The sequence below is a fragment of the Actinopolymorpha rutila genome, from assembly GCF_013407855.1.
In the GTDB taxonomy this organism is placed as follows: Bacteria; Actinomycetota; Actinomycetes; order Propionibacteriales; family Actinopolymorphaceae; genus Actinopolymorpha; species Actinopolymorpha rutila.
Map to the genome: position 1 here is coordinate 674,829 of NZ_JACBZH010000001.1, position 22,827 is coordinate 697,655.

21 protein-coding genes, 1 tRNA gene and 1 pseudogene are annotated in these 22,827 nt (G+C 70.0%); 9 read left to right on the forward strand and 14 right to left on the reverse strand.

Annotated features, from left to right (window positions below; all coding sequences use genetic code 11):
• Positions 1-10: 10 nt before the first annotated feature.
• The 4 genes from F4554_RS02840 to F4554_RS02855 all read right to left on the reverse strand — a co-directional run bounded on the left by F4554_RS02840 (position 11) and on the right by F4554_RS02855 (position 5,155).
• Positions 11-157, reverse strand: coding sequence for a hypothetical protein (locus F4554_RS02840; protein ID WP_179785921.1), 147 nt, complete (start codon positions 155-157; stop codon positions 11-13).
• A gap of 308 nt (positions 158-465) precedes the next feature.
• Positions 466-2,859 (reverse strand): FAD-dependent oxidoreductase, encoded by a 2,394-nt coding sequence (locus F4554_RS02845; protein ID WP_179785922.1) that lies wholly within the window; start codon positions 2,857-2,859, stop codon positions 466-468.
• Positions 2,856-4,259, reverse strand: coding sequence for a cryptochrome/photolyase family protein (locus tag F4554_RS02850; RefSeq protein WP_202889120.1), 1,404 nt, complete (start codon positions 4,257-4,259; stop codon positions 2,856-2,858). The genes F4554_RS02845 and F4554_RS02850 overlap by 4 nt, the downstream gene beginning before the upstream one ends.
• Positions 4,256-5,155: a cobalamin-dependent protein gene (locus F4554_RS02855; RefSeq protein WP_179785923.1), complete on the reverse strand. Its 900-nt coding sequence runs from the start codon at positions 5,153-5,155 to the stop codon at positions 4,256-4,258. The genes F4554_RS02850 and F4554_RS02855 overlap by 4 nt, the downstream gene beginning before the upstream one ends.
• Positions 5,156-5,247: 92 nt before the next feature.
• Between F4554_RS02855 and F4554_RS02860 the strand changes: the two genes are divergently transcribed.
• Positions 5,248-5,655 (forward strand): lycopene cyclase domain-containing protein, encoded by a 408-nt coding sequence (locus tag F4554_RS02860; protein WP_337795848.1) that lies wholly within the window; start codon positions 5,248-5,250, stop codon positions 5,653-5,655.
• Positions 5,648-5,869: pseudogene (locus F4554_RS33930) on the forward strand (lycopene cyclase domain-containing protein); the annotation flags it as partial. The gene F4554_RS02860 and the pseudogene F4554_RS33930, both read left to right, overlap by 8 nt.
• Before the next feature lie 43 nt (positions 5,870-5,912).
• Here F4554_RS33930 and F4554_RS02870 read toward each other — a convergent pair.
• From F4554_RS02870 to F4554_RS02890, 5 genes are all read right to left on the reverse strand, one after another.
• Positions 5,913-6,863, reverse strand: a complete 951-nt coding sequence (locus F4554_RS02870) for a phytoene/squalene synthase family protein (RefSeq protein WP_420360713.1) — start codon at positions 6,861-6,863, stop codon at positions 5,913-5,915.
• On the reverse strand, positions 6,860-8,422 hold the full coding sequence (gene crtI / locus F4554_RS02875; RefSeq protein ID WP_179785925.1) for a phytoene desaturase family protein: 1,563 nt from the start codon (positions 8,420-8,422) through the stop codon (positions 6,860-6,862). Before crtI ends, F4554_RS02870 begins: the two co-directional genes overlap by 4 nt.
• Positions 8,419-10,002: an SDR family oxidoreductase gene (locus tag F4554_RS02880; RefSeq protein WP_179785926.1), complete on the reverse strand. Its 1,584-nt coding sequence runs from the start codon at positions 10,000-10,002 to the stop codon at positions 8,419-8,421. Before F4554_RS02880 ends, crtI begins: the two co-directional genes overlap by 4 nt.
• Positions 9,987-11,117 (reverse strand): polyprenyl synthetase family protein, encoded by a 1,131-nt coding sequence (locus tag F4554_RS02885; protein ID WP_179785927.1) that lies wholly within the window; start codon positions 11,115-11,117, stop codon positions 9,987-9,989. Before F4554_RS02885 ends, F4554_RS02880 begins: the two co-directional genes overlap by 16 nt.
• A gap of 260 nt (positions 11,118-11,377) precedes the next feature.
• The gene (locus F4554_RS02890) at positions 11,378-12,688 is read right to left on the reverse strand and encodes an FAD-dependent oxidoreductase (RefSeq protein ID WP_179785928.1); all 1,311 of its coding nucleotides are present in this window, start codon (positions 12,686-12,688) and stop codon (positions 11,378-11,380) included.
• Between the two features lie 276 nt (positions 12,689-12,964).
• On the opposite strand from F4554_RS02890, the gene F4554_RS02895 reads away from it, so the two are divergent.
• Positions 12,965-13,040, forward strand: a tRNA-Arg gene (locus tag F4554_RS02895).
• A 13-nt stretch (positions 13,041-13,053) separates the two neighbouring features.
• On the opposite strand, the gene F4554_RS02900 is transcribed toward F4554_RS02895, so the two are convergent.
• The gene (locus tag F4554_RS02900; protein ID WP_179785929.1) at positions 13,054-13,209 is read right to left on the reverse strand and encodes a hypothetical protein; all 156 of its coding nucleotides are present in this window, start codon (positions 13,207-13,209) and stop codon (positions 13,054-13,056) included.
• Positions 13,210-13,461: 252 nt separating this feature from the next.
• Between F4554_RS02900 and F4554_RS02905 the strand changes: the two genes are divergently transcribed.
• Positions 13,462-13,605, forward strand: coding sequence for a hypothetical protein (locus tag F4554_RS02905; protein WP_179785930.1), 144 nt, complete (start codon positions 13,462-13,464; stop codon positions 13,603-13,605).
• Positions 13,606-13,795: 190 nt separating this feature from the next.
• Here the strand turns inward: F4554_RS02905 and F4554_RS02910 are convergent, their stop codons facing one another.
• The gene (locus tag F4554_RS02910) at positions 13,796-14,770 is read right to left on the reverse strand and encodes a hypothetical protein (RefSeq protein WP_179785931.1); all 975 of its coding nucleotides are present in this window, start codon (positions 14,768-14,770) and stop codon (positions 13,796-13,798) included.
• Between the two features lie 111 nt (positions 14,771-14,881).
• Positions 14,882-15,547, reverse strand: coding sequence for a VOC family protein (locus F4554_RS02915; protein ID WP_179785932.1), 666 nt, complete (start codon positions 15,545-15,547; stop codon positions 14,882-14,884).
• Positions 15,548-15,972: 425 nt separating this feature from the next.
• Here F4554_RS02915 and F4554_RS02920 point away from each other — a divergent pair, with 425 nt between their 5' ends.
• A complete protein-coding gene (locus tag F4554_RS02920) occupies positions 15,973-16,407 on the forward strand; it encodes an NUDIX hydrolase (protein WP_179785933.1) in 435 nt (144 codons plus the stop codon).
• Between the two features lie 35 nt (positions 16,408-16,442).
• Here the strand turns inward: F4554_RS02920 and F4554_RS02925 are convergent, their stop codons facing one another.
• Positions 16,443-16,931 (reverse strand): hypothetical protein, encoded by a 489-nt coding sequence (locus F4554_RS02925; RefSeq protein WP_179785934.1) that lies wholly within the window; start codon positions 16,929-16,931, stop codon positions 16,443-16,445.
• Between the two features lie 752 nt (positions 16,932-17,683).
• Between F4554_RS02925 and F4554_RS02930 the strand changes: the two genes are divergently transcribed.
• The 4 genes from F4554_RS02930 to F4554_RS02945 all read left to right on the forward strand — a co-directional run bounded on the left by F4554_RS02930 (position 17,684) and on the right by F4554_RS02945 (position 21,565).
• The gene (locus F4554_RS02930) at positions 17,684-18,622 is read left to right on the forward strand and encodes an aminoglycoside phosphotransferase family protein (RefSeq protein ID WP_179785935.1); all 939 of its coding nucleotides are present in this window, start codon (positions 17,684-17,686) and stop codon (positions 18,620-18,622) included.
• A gap of 394 nt (positions 18,623-19,016) precedes the next feature.
• Positions 19,017-19,457: an IS110 family transposase gene (locus tag F4554_RS33935; protein WP_420360743.1), complete on the forward strand. Its 441-nt coding sequence runs from the start codon at positions 19,017-19,019 to the stop codon at positions 19,455-19,457.
• A complete protein-coding gene (locus F4554_RS33430; protein WP_202889121.1) occupies positions 19,454-20,263 on the forward strand; it encodes a transposase in 810 nt (269 codons plus the stop codon). The genes F4554_RS33935 and F4554_RS33430 overlap by 4 nt, the downstream gene beginning before the upstream one ends.
• 69 nt (positions 20,264-20,332) lie before the next feature.
• Positions 20,333-21,565 carry an IS256 family transposase gene (locus F4554_RS02945; RefSeq protein ID WP_179791220.1) on the forward strand — a complete coding sequence of 411 codons (1,233 nt, stop codon included), beginning with the start codon at positions 20,333-20,335 and terminating at the stop codon, positions 21,563-21,565.
• Positions 21,566-21,933: 368 nt separating this feature from the next.
• Here F4554_RS02945 and F4554_RS02950 read toward each other — a convergent pair whose 3' ends face one another.
• Positions 21,934-22,341 carry a nuclear transport factor 2 family protein gene (locus F4554_RS02950; protein ID WP_337795849.1) on the reverse strand — a complete coding sequence of 136 codons (408 nt, stop codon included), beginning with the start codon at positions 22,339-22,341 and terminating at the stop codon, positions 21,934-21,936.
• Positions 22,342-22,827: the final 486 nt, after the last annotated feature.

The following is a 22,827-nucleotide window of genomic DNA, read 5'->3' on the forward strand; positions in this document are numbered from 1 at the left end:
GATCCAGGCGCTATCGCGGGAAGGTCGCGAGTTCGGCGACCGCCTGGTCCAGGGCATCGGGTATGCCCTGGCCGAGCAGTCGTAGGAATGCCTCGTCTCCTGAGGCGGCGAGGTCGCGGATGCTGTCGGCCTGTGACCTGGCGCGTGCCTCGACCACGTCCAGGAACTCTCCGGTCGTCGCCGGCCAGCCGTAGGTACGAAGGAACCGGGCCAGCCGGCGCGGTCTGGCGGCGTCTCGCCTTCCAGGAAGGTGAGCACTTCCCGGCCCTGCTCGTCGAACCCGAGGGGTCGTGGCGCGCCGGTGAACCCCTTGTCGGCAAGGTGTACGAGCAGCGCGTGCACGGCCGGCGTCCAGGGACCGGCCGCGCGGCGAACCGTGTCCCCTGACCGCACCGCACCGCCGACGTTCCCGCCCTCCAGCCGCTGCTCAGCCATGAAACTGTGGCGTTCGGCCCGTCAGCCCGCTCACGCCCTGGCGTATCGGCGGGACAGCGCCCGCAGCGCCCGCCACCGACCGGCGTTCGGGACACTCCACACCTGATGGGTCGGCCGGCCCCACCGGGCAAGCAGTTGGTTGGCCGCGAGCAGGCCGCTGGTGGCTGCGCGCTCCATCAACGCCACCGGTGCGTCCACGCGCACCAGGTCGCCGGCGACCACGACGGCGGGGTCGGGGGTGGTGACCGTGGGCCGCCGGCCGAACCCGCCGGGCGGGAAGAGTGGGCAGTCCGCGCGGAACTCGTGGCGTTCGTCCACCACGGTCGCGTCGGCCGTCTCCGGGAACACCCGGTGCAGCTGGTCGAGCAGCTCGTGGCGAAGCTTGTCCAGGTCGGTGCCGTCGGGCACGGCGTACGCGTGCAGCTCGACCACCGACCCGCCGGTGCGCTGGGCCCAGGCCCGGGCCTCGTCCTCGTACCTGTCCAGCACGCTCACGTTGTCCAGCGGGCCGTATCCCGCCGTACCGGCGAACGCGGGCCGGTCCGCCCGCAGCGGCTTGGCCAGCCACAGCCGGGAGACCAGGAAGGCCGGTGCGCTCGGCAATCCGGCGAGCTGGTCCCGCCACTCGGGTGTGCCGAGGGTCGAGGATCCGGTGACCAGGGACCGTAGCCCGGGTACGTCCGCGGCCAGCACCACTCCGTCCACGTCGTAGATCGCGGTGTCGGTGTGCACGAGGTGTGTACGCCCACCTCCACCGGCGCCGCTCGGCTCGACCGCCCGCACCGGGGTGTCAACCTCCACTTGCGCGCCGCGGTCGTACAGGTAGGCCGCGAGCGGGTTCCACAACGCCTGCGGGAACGGCGCGGACGGCACGTCGAACAGCAGCCCCTCGCTGGAGCCGAGGAAGTACAGGTGGAACATCGCCACGAGTTCGGCCGCGGACAGGTCGCGCGGGTCGGCGAAGAAGCTCCGGGAGAACACCGAGAACGCCAGGTCGCGCGCCGCCGCCGGGAACCCGATGCGGTTCAGGAACGTGAGCGCGTCCACGTCGTCCAGCCGGTGGTAGACGTCGGGCACCGACACGTCCACCATCGGCAGCGCGGCCCGTGGGTTCAGCCGGAGGAAGTCGCGGGCGGCGAACGTCGGGCTGGTCGCGGCGAAGACGGCGGCGTTCAGCGGCGGCGTACGCGGCACCCGGGTGAACGTGTCGCGTACGCCGTCGGCGTGCAGCAGGGGGTAGTCGCGCAGCGGGACCAGCGAGCCGAGCCCGGGGTCGACCCGCTCGATCAGCGCGCGCAGGTTGTAGTACTGCCGGAAGAACGCGTGGAAGCCGCGGGTCATGGTGACCTCGCTGCCGTCGTTGAGCCGGGTGGACCAGCCGGCCAGTCGTCCGCCGAGGTGCGGCTCGCGTTCGAACAGCACGACCCGGACGCCGCGTTCGGCCAGCGCGACCGCGGCGCTCACCCCGGCGATGCCGCCGCCGACGACAGCGACCCGCGGAGTGTCCGGCGGCCGCGGCACCGGGCGCACCGTGGGGGAGGGGACCAGCGCCGCCCGGCGGTCCCGCCCCGGCGGCCGCGGCGAGCCGGTTCCGTCGACGGCCCTGTCAGCGGACTGGTCGCCGGACCCGTTGCCCAGCTCGTCCAGGACTTCAGGGACGTGCCCGTTGACCAGGTCGTTGGCGGCCCCGGTGGCCGGACGGCTGGCCAGGAACGTGTGCACGATTCCTCGCTGCCAGCCCGACATCGGGGCCACCCGCACCCGGGTGTAGCCCGCCGACCGCAGCCGTGCGGACAGCTGCCCGACACTGTCGAAGTGCAGCACGCTGTGCCGCAGGTGTTCGTACAACGTGGAATGACCGGACACCACCCGTCCCGCCGGCACGATGATCGACGCGCACACCGCCCGCCAGACGGCGCGGCTGAGCGCGGAGCCGGCGACGGAGTACTCGTGCACGGCGAGCGTGCCGCCCGGGCGCAGCAGGCCGAATACCTGGCGCAGCAGGGCGTCGGGGTCGTCGAGATTGCGCAGCAGGTAGGCGGCCAGCACGCCGTCGAACGGGCCGTGCTCGCCGGCCGCGGCCAGTGCGGCCGTGAGGTCCGAGGCGTCCGCGTGCACGAACGTCACCCCGGCCGGCCAGGGTTTGCGGCGCGCCTGCGCCAGCATCCCGGCCGACCCGTCGACGGCGACGACCCGGGCGCGCGGCGCGACCCGCAGCAGGGCGGCGGTGGACGCACCGGTGCCACAGCCGAGGTCGAGCAGCCGCAGCCCGGACCCGTCGGCGGAAGGCGGCACCAGCCGGCGGGCCGACCTGCGCAGGTGGGTGTGGTAGCCGGGGTTGGATCCGACCAGAAGGTCGTAGGTGTCGGCCGCGTCGTCGAAGCCCGCCACCACCCGTGTCGGGCGCACCAGCCGGTCGGTCACGTGGGTCCCTTCTGTCCGCGCCGGGGCACGGGGTCGATCAACGGCGGCGGGTAGTCCAGGTTACGGCGTACTTCGTCCGGCAGCCGCCACGGCTGGAGCGCCGCGCCGCCCTCGATCTCGGCCAGTTCGGGGACGTGCCGGCGGACGTACTCCCCGTCGGCGTCGAAGCGCTCACCCTGCCGGATCGGGCTGAGCACCCGGTTGGGCCTGGTGTCGTTGCCGGTGCCGGCGACCCACTGCCAGTTGCCGAAGTTGTTGGCGACGTCACCGTCGACCAGCCAGTGCATGAAGTGCGCGGCGCCGACCCGCCAGTCGACCCCGAGCTGCTTGGTGAGGAACGACGCCACCAGCATCCGGGCACGGTTGTGCATCCAGCCCTCGTCCAGCAGTTGCCGCATCCCGGCGTCGACGAGCGGCACGCCGGTGTGTCCCGTGCGCCACGCCTCCACCGCGTCCTCGGTGCCGGTGGTCCACTCCCGGCCCCGGTCGCGCAGATCGTCGGTGGAGATGCGCGGGAACGTCGCGGTCACCTGGTGGTAGAAGTCCCGCCAGCACAGTTGGCGTACGACGTCGTCGGCCTTGCCGCGCAGCCGGTTGGCCACCCCGAGCGGCGACAGGCAACCGAAGTGGAAGTACGGGCTGAGCCGGGTGGTCTGGTCGCCGGCCAGGTCGTCCCGGTCGAGTTCGCCGCCGTCGCCGGGCAGCCTGCGCAGGTACGCGTCCAGCACGGACCGGCCCGCACTCTCTCCGCCCTTCGGCAGCCGCGGCGACGTCTCACCGAACACCAGGTCGGAGCGGCCGGGCAGGTCGCCGGCCGCGAGTCCGTCCGGAAGCTCCACCCGAGCGGGCGCGCGGTCGGGAGTGCGCCAGGTGGCCGAGTCCCAGGCCCGCCAGTACGGCGTGAAGACCTGGTACGACGAACCCGACGCGGGCCGGAGCTCACCCGGCGGGACCACGGTCACGCCCGGGAACAACCGCAGGTCCAGGCCCTCGCGCTCGCACTCCCGGGCCAGCCGGTCCTGTCTGGCCTGCGCGTACGCGGTGACGTCCGCACTGACGGCCACCCGGTCCGCGCCGACCTCCTTGGCCACCCGAAGCGTCTCCGTCACCGGGTCGCCGGACCGGATCACCAGGTCACCGCCGCGTTCGCGCAGGCTGTCCCGCAGGTCGGCCAGGGCGTCGGCCAGGAATGCGGCCCGGTTGGGTGAGGCGTACCGGCCCCGGACGATCCGGTCGTCCACGACGAACAGCGGCACCACCCGCGCCGACCACCGGCACGCGGCGGCCAGGGCCGGATGGTCGCGGACCCGCAGGTCGCGGGTGAAGAGCACCACCGTCGTGTGGTCCCCGGCGGAGATCCCAGGGCCGGAGGAGCCGGTGGGGGCCTCGGCGTTGCTCAAGAACTCAGTCCTTCCAGTAGGTCGGCGAACCCGGCCGCGTCGGCGGCCCAGCCGTCCGCGCCGAGGTCGGTGGCCTGGTCGGTCGAGACCACCGCCGGGCCGCCGACGTAGATCGGCAGGTCGGGCCGATCCGCGCGGATGGCACCGACAGTGCGGCGTACGGCGTCCAGGTGCTGGTCGGCGCCGGCGCTCAGCCCGAGCGCGAGCGGCCGCGGCGTCCTGCCGACCGCCTCGACCACCGACCGGACGGGCGTGTCGGCGCCGAGGTCGATCAGCGCGTACCCCTCGCCGCGCAGCACGTCGGCGACAATCGCGATGGGCAGGCTGTGCGGGTCGCCGGTCACCGCGGCGAGGACGACGGTGCCGCGCGGGCGTCCCCGGCGGGCGAACAGCGGCCCGAGCCGGCCGACCAGGCGCAGGGCGACCGCGCTGGCCCGGTGTTCCTCGGCGATCGTGAACCGGCCCTCCTGCCAGCCGTCGCCGAGGGTCCGCATCGCCGGGGCGAGCACACCGAGGATCACCTCCTTCGGCGCGACGCCGGACACCAGCGCGGACTCCACCACCGCCCAGGCGCCCGCCTCGTCGCCCTCGACCATGCGTTCGCCGAGCCTGGTGCGGTAGGCCTCCGGATGCCAGTCGCCCCGCCGGGCGGGCGGTGCGGCGGTACGCTGCACGACGAACCGGTCCAGATCGGCCGGATCGACCCACCAGCGGCCGCCGCGATGAGCAGCGGGCAGCCGGCCGAGGCGCACGTAGCGGTAGGCCGTCATGTAGTGCACGTCCAGCCGCCGAGCGACCTCGGCGAGGTCGAGAGGGTGTCCCGAACGCGGGGATTCCACCGGATCGGCGGGATCGTCTTCGCGGTCGCGGCCCCCGGAACCCTGGGTGCCGTTCATCTCGTTACTACCCTCGCAGGTGGTCTGGCCGCGCGGGCGCCCGGCCGGACCCGGCGCCCAGGGATCGCAGGGCAGACTCCAGGGGCGTTGCCGTGCCGCACCGAGTGCTGAGGAGTCCGCAGATCGACAGGTTCCAGTACCTCCTGCTGATGGCGGCGTGCCTCGTGCTGACCCTGCCGTTGGAGTTCGTGTTCCGTGCCCGGGTCTACCGCCGCCCGAGTCGGCTGGTGCGCACGCTCGTACCGGTGCTGGTGGTGTTCCTCGCCTGGGACGCGGTGGCGGTCGCGCGCGGCCACTGGCACTTCAGCGACCGCTACACCACCGGCTGGCTGCTGCCGCTGCGAATCCCGGTGGAGGAGTTCGCGTTCTTCCTGGTGATCCCGATCTGCGCGTTGCTGACGTACGAGTCGGTGAGCACCATGCTCGGCTACCTCGCCGCCCGGCGTCGCGCCCGGTGCTCCCCACAGGTAGGCGAACCGCAGGGAGCCGAGCATGCCTGAGTACACCCTGGCCGCGGTGGTGTCGGTGGTCCTCGTCGTGCTGCTCGAGTTGGCCTGGCTGCGCACCGGGATGTTCCGCCGCCCGACGTTCTGGATCACCGCCGTGATCGTCTTCGGCTTCCAGATCCCGGTGGACGGCTGGCTCACCAAGCTCAGCGCGCCGATCGTGTTGTACGCCGAGAGCCACGCCACTGGTATCCGGATGCCGTGGGACATCCCGGTGGAGGACTTCGCGTTCGGCTTCAGCCTCATGACGCTCACGTTGCTGCTGTGGGATCGGCTGGGCTCCCGGGAGCGCGGCCGGGACGGTGGCCGGGAGCGCGACCGAGCATCGACCGCAGCGCGACCGCCAGCTTCCGCCGACCGGGCACCCGCGCGCGAGCGGTGAACACGTCGTAGCCGGCGGCCTCGATCCGTTCCAGGATCTGGCTGTAGAGCACCCGGGCGGTGTGCACGCAGCGCGCCGAACGTCCTGCCAGCATGGGGATTCCGGTGTCGGCGGCGGCGTAGATCTCCCGGTTGCGGGCGATCTCGAACCTCATCAGCGCCCGCCACTCCGGCGTGACCGTACGGGCCTGCGGGTCGGCGCCGAACCTCCACAGGTCCTCCTGCGGCAGGTAGATCCGGCCGCGGTCGAGGTCCTCGCCGACGTCGCGCAGGAAGTTGGTGAGCTGGAACGCCACCCCGAGGTCGCGGGCCGGGCGCAAGGCCGCATTGTCACGGGGTCGCAGCACCGGCAGCATCATCTCGCCGATCACCGCGGCGGACCCGTCCATGTAGTCCATCAGGTCGGCCCAGGTGTCGTACTTCGCGGTGTCGAGGTCCATCGACATCGACCGCATGAACCTGGTGAAGCACTCCGGGTCGATGTGCAGGGTGTGTGCGGTGTGCACGACGGCGGCGAGTACGGGATGGCCGGAGTGCCCGGCGGCGAGGTCGGCCTCGAACCTCGCGCCGAACTCCGTGAGCGCCGCCCGGGTCTGCGCCAGGTCACGCTCGCCGGCCTCGTCCACGATGTCGTCGGCGACCCGGCAGAACGCGTACACCGCGTGCACGTGCCGGCGTTGCTCGGCGTCCAGCAGCCGGGCCGCCATCGAGTACGTCTTGCCGTGGGCGCGGGCGATCCCGCGGCACAGGTCGTACGACCGTTGGAGTTCCGGCGTCAAACCGTGCTTGCCTGGTTCGTGTTCGGCAGAGCCCCCGCTCACAGCTCCTCCACACGTTCGGCGGCCAACCGGCCGGAGACGAGCACCATGGGAACACCGACACCCGGGACGGTTCCGCTGCCGACGAAGACGAGGCCGCGCATCCGCCGGTCGACGTTGGGCGGCCGGAACGGCCCGGACTGGAAGAACGTGTGCGCCAACGCGAACGGCGTGCCCCTGGCCATGCCCTGGTAGGCCCAGTCGGTCGGGTCGACGGTCTCCTCGACCACCACGTCGCTCGGGTAGCCCCACCCCTCGACGAGCCCGGCCAGCCGGTCGCGGGTGGCGCCGCGTTCGACCGTCCAGTCGACCTTGCCGGACAGGTTCGGCACCGGCTCCAGGACGTACAGCACCGAGGAACCGTCCGGCGCCAGGCCCGGGTCGGTCAGCGTGGGCACGGTGACCAGCACGGACGGGTCGGGCATCCGCCGGCCCTCGCGCAGCAGCGTGCGGAACGACGACGACCACTCCTTGCCGAAGTGGATGTTGTGGTGGGTCGCCTCGGGCGGCGGTAGGCCGCGCACGCCGACGTGCCACACGAACGCCGACGGGGAGTAGCGGCCCTTCCGGGCGGCGACGGGTGCTGAGAGTTCGGGCAGCAGCGTGCGGTAGGCCGTCGGCAGGTCGGCGTTGACGACCACCGCGTCGGCGGGGATCTCGGTGCCGTCGGCGAGTCGTACGCCACGTACCTGGGCGGCGCGACCGGCGCCAGCCGACCCGGGCATGGTGCCGTCGTGCAGCACGCGTTCGACCCGGGCGTCGTGGACGAACGTGGCGCCGGCCTTCTGCGCGGCGGTCGCCATCGCGGCCGGCACCGCGCCGATGCCGCCCTCGGGGAAGTACACCCCGCGTACCGAGTCCATGTAGGTGATCACCGCGAACACGGCGAGGGCCTGCTGGGGTGCGAGCCCGGCGTACATCGCCTGGAAGCTGAACAGCCGCACCAGTCGCTCGTCGGTGAAGTACCGCCGGATCGCGCTCTCCAGCCGTCGCAGCGCGCCCAGCCGGAACAGTCCGAGCGCCGGACCCAGCGGCCGCGCGAGGTCCCAGAAGTGGTCGTAGTTGCGGTCGATGAACGCCGGCATCTCCAACCGGTACAGCGATTCCAGCCAGTCGCACATGCGCACGAAGCCGGCCTCCTCGGCCGGCCCGCACTTGTCCCGGATCTCCGCCGCCATCGCATCACGGCCGTGGCGGAGCGCGATGGTCGAGCCGTCGGCGAAGTTCGCGCGGTACGACGGGTCCAGTGGGCGCAGCGTCAGCAGGTCGGCCATCGGCGTACCGGCCGCGGCGAACGTCGACTCCAGCAGGTCCGGCATGGTGAGCACGGTCGGCCCGGTGTCGAACGTGAAGCCGTCGGACAGGATCCGCCCGGCCCGGCCACCAGGCCGCGCGGCCTGCTCGACGACGGTGACCTGGTGGCCCGCGCCGGCGAGCTGGCAGGCGGCGGACAGCCCGCCGAGCCCGGCGCCGACGATGACCACCCGGCGTCTCGGTCGGGTGCCGGACAGGCCGGTGCCGGAGCCGGTACTCATGCCGGCGCTGGAGCCGGTCGGGCTCATCGGTGGTCTCCTTCGTCTCGCCGTGCGGCTACCTCCCGGCGCCACTGCTCGTGCTCGCGCAGCGGACGTGGCCGACCGCGTTCGGCGGCCTGGGCGATGTTGGCGATCATTGTCCCGAAGACCAGGCCGTGGAAGGGCATGATGCCCCACCAGTACGCCTGACCGAGCAGTCCGCGCGGATGGAACAACGCGCGCTGGACGAGGGTCACTTCTTCTTTGCCGCCGTCGTTGCCACCGTCTTCCAGGTGGAACTCCAGCCAGGCAAGGCCGGGCAGCCGCATCTCCGCGCGCAGCCGGAGCAGCCGGCCGGGCTCGCGGGCCTCCACCCGCCACCAGTCCAGCGCGTCACCGACCTGCAGCCTGTTCGGGTCGCGCCGCCCGCGCCGCAGCCCGACACCACCCACCGCACGGTCCATCAGTCCGCGTACCCGCCAGGGCAGGTTGACGGAGTACCACCCGCGCTCGCCGCCGATCCCCTCGATCACCGACCACAGCGCGTCCCGCGACGCGTGCACCCGGCGGCGGCGCTCGTCCACGTACAGGCTGCCGCCGGCCCAGTCAGGGTCGGTGGGCAGCGGGTCGCTGGGCGCGCCGGCCACCGACGCCGAGGACCACCGGGTGGTCACGTCGGCCTCCCGGATCCGCTTCAGGGCAAGGGAGACGGCCTCGTCGAACCCGAGCCGCCCCGGCGGTGGTCCGCCGAGGTGGTCGGCGACGTCGTTCTCCCGGCACACCACCTCGTAGCGCAGCGACTCGACCAGCGGCTTGGCGATCCCGCTCGGCACCGGCGTCACCAGGCCCACCCAGTGGCTGGACAGCCGAGGCGTGAGCACCGGCACCGGCACGATCACCCGCCGGGGGAGCCCGGCCACGGCGGCGAACCGCTTCATCATCTGCTCGTACGTGAGGACGTCGGTGCCGCCGATGTCGAACGTACGGTTGACGTCCGGTGCCAGCCTCGGCGCCTCGGCGAGGTACCACAGCACGTCCCGGATCGCGATCGGCTGGATCCGCGTACGCACCCACGACGGCGCCACCATCGCCGGCAACCGCTCGGTGAGATAGCGCAGCATCTCGAACGACACCGAGCCCGACCCGATGATCACCGCCGCCTGCATCACCGCGGCCGGGACCGAGGAGTCCAGGAAGATGCGCCCGACCTCCTCCCGCGAGCGCAGGTGCGGCGACAGGTCGGTCGCCGGGTGGCCGTTCTCGTCCAGGGGAGTGATGCCGCCGAGGTAGACGATGCGGCCCACCTTCGCCCGCTCGGCGGCCCGGGCGAACTCGGTGCCGGTACGGCGGTCCCGTTCCTCGAACTTCGCCGACGTGCCCATCGCGTGGATCAGGTAGTACGCCACGGAGACGCCGTCGAGCGCCCGGGAGAGTACGTCGGGGTCGCCCGCGTCACCCTCCACGGCCTCGACGTCGGCGAACCAGGTGCGTTCGCGGATCCGGTCGACCGACCGGGTGAGCACGCGGACGTGGTAGCCGCGGCCCAGGAGCTCGGGGACCAGGCGGCCCCCGACGTATCCGGTGACTCCGGTGACCAGGACCGGTGCGTCATTCATCGCTGCCGCCATGCGGCCTCCTCGGCGAGTGCGCGCAACGCGGGCACCGCCCTCGGGTGGACCGGCGCCCGCTCCAGCGCCAGCAGTGCGCGGTCGACAGCCAGCTTGACCTGCTGCTCGACCTCGACGTCGGCACCGGTCCGGCGGAGTACGCCGGTCAGCGCGGCCACCTCGCCCTCGTCCAGGTCGGGGTCGCCGACCCGGTCCAGCAACCGGCGGTCGGCGGGCCCGGCGCGTTCGGCGGCTACCGCCAGCAGCAGGGTCGGTCGGCCCTCCCGCAGATCCTCACCGACCGGCTTTCCGGTGGCGGCGCTGTCGCCGAACGCGCCGAGCAGGTCGTCCCGCAGCTGGAACGCGACGCCGAGGGGACCTCCGTACTCGGCGTACGTCGCTACGAGCGACCCTGATCCACCCGCCAGGCAGGCCCCCAGCTGCAGCGGGCGGACGACTGTGTAGCGCCCGGACTTCAGGGTCGCGACGGACGTGGCGTAGTCGGCGTCGCGTTCGCCTGTGGCGCTGCCCAGCATGTCCAGGTGCTGCCCGACCACGAGTTCGGTACACATCTGATGCCATGTCCGTGCGGCCGAATCGGGCAGTCCGGCCGCGATCCGGTGCGCCAGGGTGAACGCGAGGTCGCCGACCAGGACCGCCAGGCCCTCACCGAACCGCCGCGCGTCGCCGCGCCAGCCGCGGTCGGTGTGCCGGGCGAGCAGGGTGGCGTGCAGCGCGGGGGCGCCACGCCGGGACGACGAGCCGTCCATCACGTCGTCGTGGACGAGCGCGAACGTGTGCAGGAGTTCCAGCGCGGCGGCGGCACGGACGGCCGTGTCGCCGGGCGGCGTACCGTCCACTCCCACGAAACCCCAGTGGCAGAACGCCGGTCGCAGTCGCTTGCCGCCGGTGAGGCTGTCGCGCAGGTCGGCGAGCAGCTCGCCCACCCGGTCGCCGGCCCGGTCGGTCAGGCGTACGGCGAGCCCGTCCGTCCACGGCTTCGCCTCGGCGGCCAGCAGGTCCCGCAGGTAGGCGTCGACCGCGCGGTCGAAGTCCTCGGTCAACTGGTCGGGAAACTCGTCGGTCAGCCCCGCGACCGAACTGTCGGCCAGCTCGTCGGGCAGTGCATCGGTCACAGCATGTTCTGGCAGCGCATCTTCGGTCAGCGCGTCGGGGAATGCGCCCGAATGGCCTTGTTCTTCAGGGAATCGGGCGTTGTCGGGTCGGGCGAGAGCCATTGGGTTCTCCCTGGCCGCGGAGTGGGTTTCCAGTACTGAATGAGGTCGATGTGAGTTCCGCTCGACCTGCTGACCGGACAGGTCCGGTCGGTCGGGTCGGACTTCGTACGCCGGCAGACGTACTTCCATCCCTGTCCGGCCGGGCTCGGCTCCCACCTTCACGACGCGTCCATGGTCAGCACGGACTCGTCCAGGCGGGGTGTTCGCGGGCCGTAGGCGTTGGACCGGGCGCTCAGCCAGCGCACCAGCGGCACCTCGGTGATCAGCCGCAGCGGCAGTGGTGGCCGGAACGCCTTGTCCGCGCGCAGGGTTGCGGCCGACCGGCGTTCGGTGCGGATCTGCCGGCGCTGGACGGAGATGATGGCTGGTTCGCGAATCTCCTGTACGCGTGCGAGTTCGGCCTCACTGACAAGGCCGCGTTGACGCAGCGGACGGGCCAGGACGTTCGCCACCGTCACCGCGTCCTGGATGGCCATCAGGATGCCGTTCCCACCCACCGGTGAGATCACGTGCGCGGCGTCGCCGATCAGCAGCAGTCCGGGGCGGTGCCAGCGCTCCACCCGGGCGATGTCGACCGACAGCAGCGTCAGCTGCGACCAGTCGGCGAGCAGCTGTGCCCGGTCGGCCAGCCACGGCACCCAGCGGCGGATGAAGTCCTGGATGGGTACGACGCCGGCCTTGCGGGCCTGTGCGTACGTGCCCTTGGGGATCGTGTAGCCGACCTGCCAGGTGTCGGTGCGGCCGAGCACCCCGACGTACCCGCCGACTCCGAAGTACAGCGAGACGTCCGCGTCCGGCGGGTCGGACCGAGTCCGGCGGGGCAGCTCGAACCACAGCACGTCCGCGCCGGCGCCGAACGACTCCGCGGGCATGTCGGCCAGCCGCCGCAGTCGGGAGAACCTGCCGTCCGAGCCGATCACCAGCGCGGCCGGCAGCTCGTGCTCGCCGTCGGGTCCGCGGTAACGGACGCCCTGGACCACGCCGTTCTCGTCCTCCAGCAGGCCGGTGACCCGGGCCTGCATGCGCAACGTGAAGGTCGGCAGCTCCGCCGCCTTGGCGGCCATGAAGTCGAGGAAGCGGTCCTGCGGCATCAGCGCGATGTACGGGAAGCGGGTGCGCAGCTTGCCGTAGTCGGTGGTGGTGATCGTCGCGGTGGGCGTGTGGAAGCGGAAGTAGCGGGCCCGGTAGTGGTCGAGCCGGAGGAGCTCGTCGGCCAGGCCGAGGCTGTCCAGGAGCTCGAGGGTGGCGGGGTGGAGGGAGTCGCCGCGGAAGTTGCGGTCGAAGTCGGCGTGCGCCTCCAGCAGGGTCACCTGGACTCCCGCGCGGGCGAGGAGGTAGGCCGCGATCATGCCCCCCGGCCCGCCGCCGACAACGACGCAGGTGACGGACGGTTGCCGGTGGCGGGCGGGGGCACGATCGGTGGTGGACGCGGTTGTGCGAGCCGGGTCGGCAGTTGAGCCGTTGGCCATGTCGCGTCCCTCCTCCGCGTGCACCGGTGGCTCGGGGGCCGGGAGGTCCACCGGTGTTGGACCTCAGTTTTAGCACTGAAACCAGGCTCTTGAGTACTCCCCTCCTCTTCGTCGGCCGGGTAGCACTCGCTCGCGGTCGCCCGTAATGCCTCTGACCTGCGGATTCACCCCGCGGAGGATCCACCCGAACCGGCCCGGAACGGGCACTCGGTACGCTGAGGGGTAACTGGTTCGGCAGCACCGGAGGGGTACCTGTAGACTCTCCAACCGTTCCCGGCGCTCGTAGCTCAACGGATAGAGCATCTGACTACGGATCAGAAGGTTGGGGGTTCGAATCCCTCCGAGCGCGCCAGCAAAACCGCAGGTCACAGGCCTGCTCCTCCCGGATCGTTCGGGTCAACCACCTCGGATTCGCCGTTTTGGCCACGTTCTGGCCACACGTCGAACTGCCGGGCCGTGTCGTCGAGCCGCGCGGCCCACGTGTCCATCTCGTCGGCGTACAGGTGGCCGTACAGATCCATCGTGATCGTGATCGATGCGTGCCCAAGGATGTGCTGGACGACCTTGGGCTGCGGTTGACGAACTTCCGGCGTTCGGTGTGGCACACGGCGGCGTCGCTCTACATTTCGGCCGGCACTCCACGACCACCCTTGGGTGAGGTGAAGACAACGGCATCCCGGTCACGGCCGTCCAGGACGAGGACGAACTCGTGACGCGCTCATCCGACTGGCGCTTGACCCCCGCAGCAGCGTCAAGCCCTCGCCGGTGCCGTGGTGACAGACGAACTGGCCCTCGACCTGGACAACGCGGTCCGCTCGATCCAGAACGAGAGCGAACGAACCGGCATCACTCTCGACGGCGCGCTGCTGACGGCCCTCCGAGAGCTGAACCGCCCGCCTGAAGGCGCCGCCGGGTGATCAGACCGCTGCGTGCTGTGCCTAATCGCACGCTAATCGCACGATGGGCCGGCCGCGAGTGACCGCATCTTCGTCCCGAACTATCGGCGGGGAGGTCGCTGGTGGCTGTTCAGGCGTAAGCGGGGACGGTCACAGCCAGCATTGGCCGATCATGGTTATTGACGTTGCTGTATTTCGCTGCTGTACGGACCTAATTCTGCCGGAGAGAGACCCGTGCGGCGGGGTAGTCGAGGAGGACGCGGAAGGCACGGAGTGCGTTTCCCCCGAGCGCTCCGACCACGGGTTTGTCCATCCACTGCGACATGTGCTCAACGAAGTTCGAGTCGCCGCGTTGGGTGAACCAAACGGGTCCGGTGTGGAGACCGCCGAGGTATACGGACGGTACTTGGATCATGGTGGCGCCGGTGCCGGCTTCGCCGTGGTCGATCACAGGCCAGTCGGGGTGCTGTTCGCGCCAGCGGTGGGCAATGGTGTTGATGATGAACGACGTCGCCTGTCGGCGCCCGTTCCGACCAGCTTGCATCATGGCCTCGTGAGTGAGGTTGGTGTGTGCTCCCGTGTCAAAGAGCAGGTCGAGTTGCTCACCGTCCACGCTGGCTTGAATGCGTGGAAAGTTGTACGTGCGTTGACCGTCTCTCTCCGGGAACCCGAGTGGCAGTGTGACGGGGTAATCGTCGGTCGGCGGCGTCTGATGGAGGACGAGCCTGGCTGTCCTGTAATCCACCTCCCAGATCCGCCGGCTGAACCATTGCTGGCCTAGTAGTCCGCTGCCTCCGATCGGCGGGAAGGGGCCGTTCTGTACCTCCATACTCGGGTTGAGCAGGATCGAGCCGTCCTCCAGTGGGCTGGGTATCCATGCCTCGTCACGGAAGGGTGGCAGAAGTGTGGGCGTCCAGTCGTCACTCTCATCAACGCTCGGCTCTGCCACCAACCCAAGGTCGAGTGCTGCGGCTCGATACATCCAGTCGCTTCCACCCGTGTCGGTGAGGAAACGCAGTCGTTGGCCACCTGCTGTCACAGGCTCAACGAAGATCGTTTCCTGCTCGAATGATGCGGGAAGGACATAGGGGCTGCCCGGCGCGGAGTCCATGTCGGCAGTTTGCCAGGCAAGCACGCGGTCGCGGCAGTTCCAGAGGAGCGGCAGGGTTTGCTCGGTGTCCTGCATCGGGTCGCGGAGACCGGGGGGGGCCATACCCAGACCAACCCAGGACACCGGCCAAACCCTCCGACCCTTCGGTGGCCACTCGATGCTGGTGGGACCGAGACCTTGTTCGTATCAGCCCCCGATGACGCCATCTGTCGGCTGCCACGTGCACACGCAGATCTTGTTGCCGTCCGGATCGGAGAGCGCGCCGTCGACCATCGTTCCACCGGCGGCCAGCGCCGCCTCGACCCGAGGCGCCACCTGGTCCGGGTCGACCCAGACGTCGATATGCCAGCGTTGCCGAGGCTCATCGATACCGGAGCGCTGGAACCAGATGAGCGGGAGTACCTGGTTCCGGTCGCCCACGTCGGCAAAGCCGTCGCCGTGGACGTACTCCCGGTCAAGTACGGCCGCCCAGAACGGCGCGATCTTCTCGTGGTCCGGAGTGTCCAGGGCGAATTCGATGCACGAGATGCTCCGGGACTCCAGTTCGGCGCCGACGGCCGCGGCGATGTCGGAGATCCGGCGGGCAAGGCTCACATCGCGTTCGGTTACCCCATGGGCCTCGTAGCCGCTAGTTAGCCTGACGTCGACCCGGGAAGAGCGCAGATCAAGGTCCGCATGATGGTTCATGTCCTCGGCAGCCTGCCCGATCTCATTGACGATCTTCAGGCTGGCACCGAAGCTCTCAGTCTTGATGCGCGTATGAAGCCTGAAGAGGCCGTAGTGGACAAGGAACGCCCAGCCGTCGAGGCGAGCATCGATGATCTGCTGGCCGGTCATCGCCCTGGTGCTCATCGCTCCACTCTCCAACCCGCTCTTCACCGCACGAGGTGACCTCGACTCTGGCGGCATGGTAGAGCCAACTCCGGACGTTTCACGTGGTGGTCGAGACAACGCGCTGTGGACCCCACCGGAGATGGACCCGGAGGACGCGTACTTCCCCGAGCCGTTGCCCAGCCGGGATTAGTGCTTGGATAGCTGAGAGCCCCGCGCCAGGTCCGAGGTGTCGCTGCACTTCGGAACGGTGCGGGGCTCCTGCTTGCTAGTTGGTGAAGCCTCCGGCGGGAAGCTCACGGGGCATGGCGTACGTGTTCGTGTCGGGCGTCCGGTCATCGAACGCGAGCGTGTTGATAACGCGGCGATGCGCTCCAACGTGATCTTGCCCTGCACGTCTTGTCTGATTGGGAAAGTCTGGGTCACTGTAGCCCCGAGGAGTTTCGATGTCCCCAGCCCCGCTCCACTCTGTCAGCGTCGCGGCCGCCGTCCTCGACCCACAAGGACGGGTCCTGGCCATCCGGCGCCGCGACAACAGTCACTGGGAGCCACCCGGCGGCGTCCTCGAGCTCGGCGAGTCCATCCACGACGGCCTCCGTCGCGAGGTCGAAGAGGAGACCGGCCTCCGCGTCGAACCCGATGCGCTTACCGGTGTCTACAAGAACATGAACCGCGGAATCATCGCCCTCGTCTTCCGCTGCCACCTCACAGGCGGAACCGAGCAGACCAGCATCGAGACCGACCGCGTCACCTGGCTCACCCCGGACCAGGTCCGCGACCGCATGAGCGAGGCCTACGCCATCCGCCTCCTCGACGCCCTCCCCACAGACGAGCCCCGGCCAGCGATCCGCAGCCACGATGGAGAACACCTCACGCCATGACGGAGGGCGTTACGTCACATCCGTTCGGGCTTGCACTACTCCTGAGCGATCGAGGGAGTGCGCGGGATGGATCCGACCACTCGAGCAAGTTGCTCCGCGGCCAGGGGCTCGTCGACGGCGAGACTCCATTGCCATGCGTCGTCGGACCACTCGTGGCGGTGTCGACCCGCAGTGCGCTCACGCCACCAGGCCGGCTCGCTACTGGCAACTGGCCACCTCGCTAACGACGGATACCCGGGCACCTCGAGATGGACGCTGAACGCACCGGTCTGCGGATCACCGTGATTCGCGCTGTAACCCACACCGGTCGGCCACCAGCGCGGAACTGGCAGCTGCTGCTCCGCCAGCCACTCCTCGGACCGTCGCAGGGCGGCCAGCTCGTCCTCATGGTCCTCCTCCACCGGGCCGTCCCAGGTGAAGAGCGCAGGATCCAGGTCCACATCCGGGTGGAACTCGACGGCTGTGACATGGGCCCCAAGCTCGGGCACCTGCATCCGCAGCACTGCGCCGGTGGCATCGTCCACGGCGACCCTCAGCAGGTGCGGCTTGCGGGTGGTTTCGGGCGACGCTGCCAGCCTGAACTCCCAGCAGGGGCGACCCGCTACCTCGACGGGGACGGGCGGGCCCTGGGGGACGGAGAAGTCGTCGCCACGGGTGAATCGCTCCACCGATCGTCATCGTTTCCCAGCAGCGTCGCCGGATGACCCCCGAAGTCCGCGAAACCCATCGTGGGGCGATGAAGCCGCAGCATCCCCCCACCAGGCCGGCGCAGGTATGTCCACTCGGAATCCTGAACGTGGCGCACACCCGCCTGGTCCTCGACCCGCCACGAACGCGGAGCCGCGTACCAAAACTGACAGCTTCCCTCCTCGGCCTGTCCATCGCCATCCGGCTCGGCAGGTTCTCGATACTCGACGACGCCGCCTGCCGTGCGCACACCGAAAGCAGCAATCCGACCCAGTGCCTGCGCCCACGACGGCGGCTCACGATCCATGGCCACAGGTTAGGGGCCTCGGTCGAAGCCACAAGGCCGGTCGCGGTCTGATGTCGCACATCATTCGACCGAGCACACGGGCCCAGCGTTCTTGTGATCCGACACCTGATCTGCGTCACATGTCCGCCAGCTGATGTGCGACGGCCCAGAAGCCTGCCGATCAGAAGCCAGCGGCGGCGGGCGACGGAGGTGTGGCAAAGCCGCCGACGGCGCCAGCGCACTGAACCGCGTTCGGCCACAGCCTTTGCGGGCCGTCGCTGTAGGTATGGGAGCATCGGCGACGTGACCGACCGGACGATCGAGCTGCAGGACGTGGTGCGCCGCAAGGCTGCGCACCTCGGCCGTCGCGGGGAGGAGTGGCTCGCGGGACTCCCCGCCCTCGTCGACGATCTCGCCGACAGGTGGTCGATCACGGTCGGCCCGCCGCTGTCCGGTGGCACTGCGTCGTACGTCGCCCGGGCCCGCACGGCGGACGGTCAGGACGCCGTTCTCAAGATCGCGATCCCCGAATACGACATGAGCGGGCAGGTCCGTACCCTTGCCGACGCGGACGGTAACGGGTATGTCCGACTGCTCGCCCACGACGTCGACCGGCACGCGATGCTGATGGAGGCACTCGACCAGCCGTTGGGAGATGTCGACGTCTCTCCCGAGGACAAGATCGCGACCCTGTGCGCGACCCTTCGCCAGGCCTGGCAGGTGCCCCGACCAATTGAAGTGACCATGGACCCGGCGCAGGAGAAGGCTCGGGGTCTGGCCGAACTCGTCGGCACCCTGTGGGAGCGGCTCGGCCACCCGTGCTCTGAACGCGTCGTGAAGCGGGCCCTGACCTACGCCGAGCGGCGGGCGGGCGCGTTCGACCTCGACCGGTGTGTCGTGGCGCACGGCGATCCGCATCCCGCCAACACTCTGCGGGTGCTCACACCGAGGCCAGGTGCGGAGTCCGGCTTCGTCTTCGTGGACCCTGACGGTTTCCTCGCGGATCCGACGTACGACCTCGGTGTCGTCCTGCGCGACTGGTGCCCGCAACTCCTCGCCGGTGACGCACCCGCCCTGGCGCGCCGCTACTGCGCGCTGCTGGCGGGCCACACCGGTCTCGACGAGACGGCCATCTGGGAATGGGGATTCCTCGAACGGGTGTCGACCGGGCTGTACGCGCTCAGCTTCGGTGCCGACGAGATGGCGCGGCCCTACCTCGAAACCGCTGAACTGCTCGTGTGACCCGCGAAGACACCGGTGACGCATATCAACTGACGGACGCGTGTCGCACATCAACCGACGGAGCACATGTCTTCAGCACGGGCTCTGCCGTATTGCGCTTTCGCGTATCAAGGCGCCGCTGACGCGGCGCAGCCGTCCGGCCGCCCTGCGGGCGGCGCTCGTTGGTGGACCCTATGTAGGCGGGCCGAAGGTCCGCGCCTTCTGGTTCTGGCGTGGTACGGCCCGCGGCGCGTGCCGCTGGACGGCCAGCGTCAGTATTGCCGGCCACGCCTGGCCGAGGGCGGTTGACTGGCGTTAGGGACTTGCCCCGATGTGGCTGTCGAGGGCCTTCAACGAGCTGCCGGCGTCGTCCTCGATACCGGTGGGCTACGGCGTCGTTGGAGGTGTGGCTTCTATGCAGGCTGGTTGGGACTGGGCGAGATCGACGCACAGCGTGGCGGTCACCGATGAGCGGGGGCGGTTGGTGGCGAGCTGGCGGCTGGCGCACGGGGAGGAGGAACTCGCCGCGACGTTGCGGCGGTTGGCGGGGCTGTGCCCGCCGGCGGACCTGGCGGTGGGGATCGAGGCTCGTACGGGGCTGGTCGTGGAGCGGCTTCTTGCCGCCGGTCATCCGGTGGTGGCCGTGCACCCGAACGCCTTCCACGCGGCCCGGCCGCGGTGGGGTGCGTCGGGAGCCAAGAGTGATGCAGGCGATGCATCAAGCTGGCGGAGTTCGTTCGTACCGAACTCGACGCAGAGCAGGCGACCGTCCGGCGCCTGGTGCCGACAACGCCGGCGACGGTCCAGCTGCGCACCTTGTGCCGCACCCGGGGTGATGTCCATACCGCCCGGGTGAGCGCGGCCAGCCAGTTGGACGCACTGTTGTCGGCTCATTGGCCGGGCCCACTCGGCATGTTCGACCGGCTGGACAGCCCGATCGGGTTGGCGTTCTTGGCCCGCTATCCCACTCCGGTCTCCGCGTCCCGGCTGACAGCTGCACGGCTGGGCGCGTTCTTGCGGCGGAACTCCTACTCGGGCAAGAAGCCACCAGAGGAGCTGCTGGCCCGGCTGGGTCAGGCGCCGAAGCCGACCGGTTGCTTGGACGAGTCGACTCTGACTGGCCTGGTCAACGCTCACGTGAACCAGCTGCGGGCACTCCTGGCCATCTTGAAGGAGCTGAACCACACGATCGCTGTGGCGGTTGAGGCCCACCCCTACGCGGGCCTGTTCGCGCCGATGCCGCGGATCGGCGGTCTCAACCTTGCCCAGGTCGTGGGCGAGGTCGGCCCGATCCTGGAACGCGCCGAGAACGCTGCCCAGGTCGCCGCGGAGGTTGGGGTCGCGCCGGTCACCCACGAGTCGGGCACGCGGCGCAGTGTCGTGTTCCGGATGGCGGTCAATCACCATGCCCGGCAGGCCATGACGGTGTTCGCCGACAACAGCCGCCACGCCGACGAATGGGCCGCCGGCCTCTACGCCGACGCCCGGGCCCGCGGCAAGCGCCACCCGCACGCGATCCGGATCCTCGCCAGAGCCTGGATCCGGGTGATGTGGCAATGCTGGAAGACCAACACCGCCTACGACCCGAGCAGACCACGCCAGCAGAAGTGGCGTCCAGCAGAGTGGTGTACCGCAGGCGCCTTGTTGATGGGCGTGTCGTAGACGCGTAAGGGCGGTCATCGCGTGATCCTTCGAACTGAGTTCCCGCTCAAGCTCAAGGAGACCTACGCGATGACCGCCAAGCCCAGTATGACCCCTGACCGGTTCCTGCACGAACAGCTGGCTGCTGCGTCGCCGGACCTGCTGCGCGACCTGCTGTCGACGTTCATCGACGCCCTGATGGGTGCCGAAGTCGACGCGGTCTGCGGCGCCCCCTACGGTCAGCCCAGCCCGGACCGCACCAACTCCCGTAACGGCTACCGTCACCGCGACTTCGACACCCGTACCGGCACGATCGATGTCGCGATCCCCAAGCTCCGCTCCGGTTCGTACTTCCCGGACTGGCTGCTGGAACGGCGACGCCGGGCCGAACGGGCCCTGACGTCGGTGGTGGCCACCTGCTACCTGCTCGGGGTATCGACGCGGCGGATGGAGAAACTCGTCGAACAACTCGGCATCACCCGCCTGTCCAAGTCACAAGTGAGCGTGATGGCGGCGGAGCTGGACGAGCAGGTCGAGGCGTTCCGCACCCGCCCCCTCGATCAAGGTCCGTACACGTTCGTCGCGATGGACGCCCTGGTGCTGAAGGTCAGAGAGGGCGGCCGGGTCGTCGGGGTGCACGCACTCGTCGCGACCGGTGTCAACGCCGACGGACACCGAGAGATCCTCGGCATCGACGTCACCTCCGCCGAAGACGGCGCCGGCTGGCTGGGATTCCTGCGCGGCCTGGTCGCCCGCGGCCTGTCCGGCGTGGGCCTGGTGACCTCTGACGCCCACGCAGGTCTGGTCGCAGCGATCGGCGCCACACTCCCGGGCGCGGGCTGGCAACGGTGCCGCACCCACTACGCCGCCAACCTCATGGCCGTGACCCCGAAGGCGTCCTGGCCGTGGGTGCGGACGCTGCTGCACTCGGTCTATGACCAGCCCGACACCGCCGCGGTCCACGACCAGTTCAACCGCGTCCTGGACGCCCTGGCCGACAAGCTACCCAAGGTCGCCGACCACCTCGAGGCCGCCCGGACCGACGTGCTGGCGTTCACCGGCTTCCCCAAGCAGCTATGGCGACAGATCTGGTCCAACAACCCCCAAGAACGCCTCAACCGCGAGATCCGCCGCCGCACCGACGTCGTCGGGATCTTCCCCGACCGCAACTCCCTCATCCGCCTCGTCGGAGCCGTCCTCGCCGAACAACACGACGAATGGATCGAAGGCCGCCGCTACCTCGGCCTGGACCTCCTCGCCAAAGCCCGCGCCACCGAGACCGAGGAGGTGACCGACACCGACCTCAAGGCGCTCAGCGCCTAACCACCAAGAGGATCACGCGACACGACCGCTACACCACGCCAATGGACTTGACCCCAGCAGACACCAGCCGCATAAGCACCGGAACCGCCGCTCGGCCACGCCCTGCGGGCGGCGCCAAGGCGCCGTCCTCGGGCTCGCCGAGTCGGCTAGCTACTCACCCACGGAAGGTCTGTCACCACAAGCTCCTCAGCGAACCGGCACGTGCTCAGACTCGCGATCACAGCAGAAGCCGAAACCGCTGTGCCGCGGGCATTCGATGTCGACCGCGGCCGGGCAGTGGTACAGGTCCGGACACCCGCAATCCTGGCCGCTGCTGCGGCTCAGGACGGCCCCCGCGCCTTATATCGGTAGTCATAATTCGCGCATGTTCATCGGTCGCGGTCCGGGATCAGCTCAGCCAGCGCTGCTCGCGAGGCAGGCGCCGGGAAAGGGTCGGCAAAGTACTGGGTCTCGTGCGTGACAAGATCGCCGGTGAGTTCCATGACGCTGACCGAGTAGGTGGGCACGCCTTCATAGGTGATCACGCACTCGCTCACCCACAGGTCGCCGCCGCCGCGGATCCGCAGGACAGTGAAGTGTCGTTCAGCCGGGTGCCCGCCGCGCTGCGCCTGGATCTTTGCCCGTCCCCTGAAGCGCTCCCCGGACTGCGGGTAGTCCAGGATCGCATCTTCGGCGTAGATCGCGTGCTCAGTATCGATGTCCCCGCGTTCAGAAGCCGTCCAGTGCTGCTCCAGCCGGGCCCGGGCCCTGGCGTCACGATCCATGGCGCTGTTCACCTACACCAGGCTGGTTGGCCAGCACGACTTCGTAAACTTGGGTCACTGGTCAACATGGCGTCGCGACACTAACACCGCGCCAATCCAGCCAGTACCACCGACGAGAGGCAGCAGGGCCGTAGGGCCGCGAAGTCCACCTGCCATATAAGCAGTAGCGAGCTCACTGTCGCTCCAATCATGAAGATCAAGCTTGATCTGTCCCATTGCCCTTGCCTTCCTTACATGCCGCGCACAGCCCGTAACCAGCCCAGCCGAGGCCCGCCGCCCCGTCGTCGTTGATGGCAGCGAGCTCCTGCGGTGAGGCCACCGGCACCCACTGTTTCCTCCCCGTTCCCTACGGGCCGAACACTGACTGAGGCTTGAGTGAGAGCCAGCCGGCAGGCCGCCGCCGGCGCGGTATTCGACGTGGCCGACCCCTGGCCTGGAAAGGTGAGGCTACTGGCGAGGGAGGGCGGGCCATCCACGGGCCATTAGCCAAGGCTTAGG

Bases quoted from the DNA above. Each gene is read 5' to 3' on its own strand.
- F4554_RS02900 (WP_179785929.1), bottom strand. From the start codon at position 13,209: ATGGATCTGTACGGCCACCTGTACGCCGACGAGATGGACACGTGGGCC.
- F4554_RS02915 (WP_179785932.1), bottom strand. From the start codon at position 15,547: ATGAGCACCAGGGCGATGACCGGCCAGCAGATCATCGATGCTCGCCTC.
- F4554_RS02890 (WP_179785928.1), bottom strand. From the start codon at position 12,688: ATGGCCAACGGCTCAACTGCCGACCCGGCTCGCACAACCGCGTCCACC.
- F4554_RS33935 (WP_420360743.1), top strand. From the start codon at position 19,017: ATGCAGGCTGGTTGGGACTGGGCGAGATCGACGCACAGCGTGGCGGTC.
- F4554_RS02855 (WP_179785923.1), bottom strand. From the start codon at position 5,155: ATGAACGGCACCCAGGGTTCCGGGGGCCGCGACCGCGAAGACGATCCC.
- F4554_RS02945 (WP_179791220.1), top strand. From the start codon at position 20,333: ATGACCGCCAAGCCCAGTATGACCCCTGACCGGTTCCTGCACGAACAG.
- F4554_RS02910 (WP_179785931.1), bottom strand. From the start codon at position 14,770: ATGCAGGACACCGAGCAAACCCTGCCGCTCCTCTGGAACTGCCGCGAC.
- F4554_RS02880 (WP_179785926.1), bottom strand. From the start codon at position 10,002: ATGGCGGCAGCGATGAATGACGCACCGGTCCTGGTCACCGGAGTCACC.
- crtI (WP_179785925.1), bottom strand. From the start codon at position 8,422: ATGAGCCCGACCGGCTCCAGCGCCGGCATGAGTACCGGCTCCGGCACC.
- F4554_RS02920 (WP_179785933.1), top strand. From the start codon at position 15,973: ATGTCCCCAGCCCCGCTCCACTCTGTCAGCGTCGCGGCCGCCGTCCTC.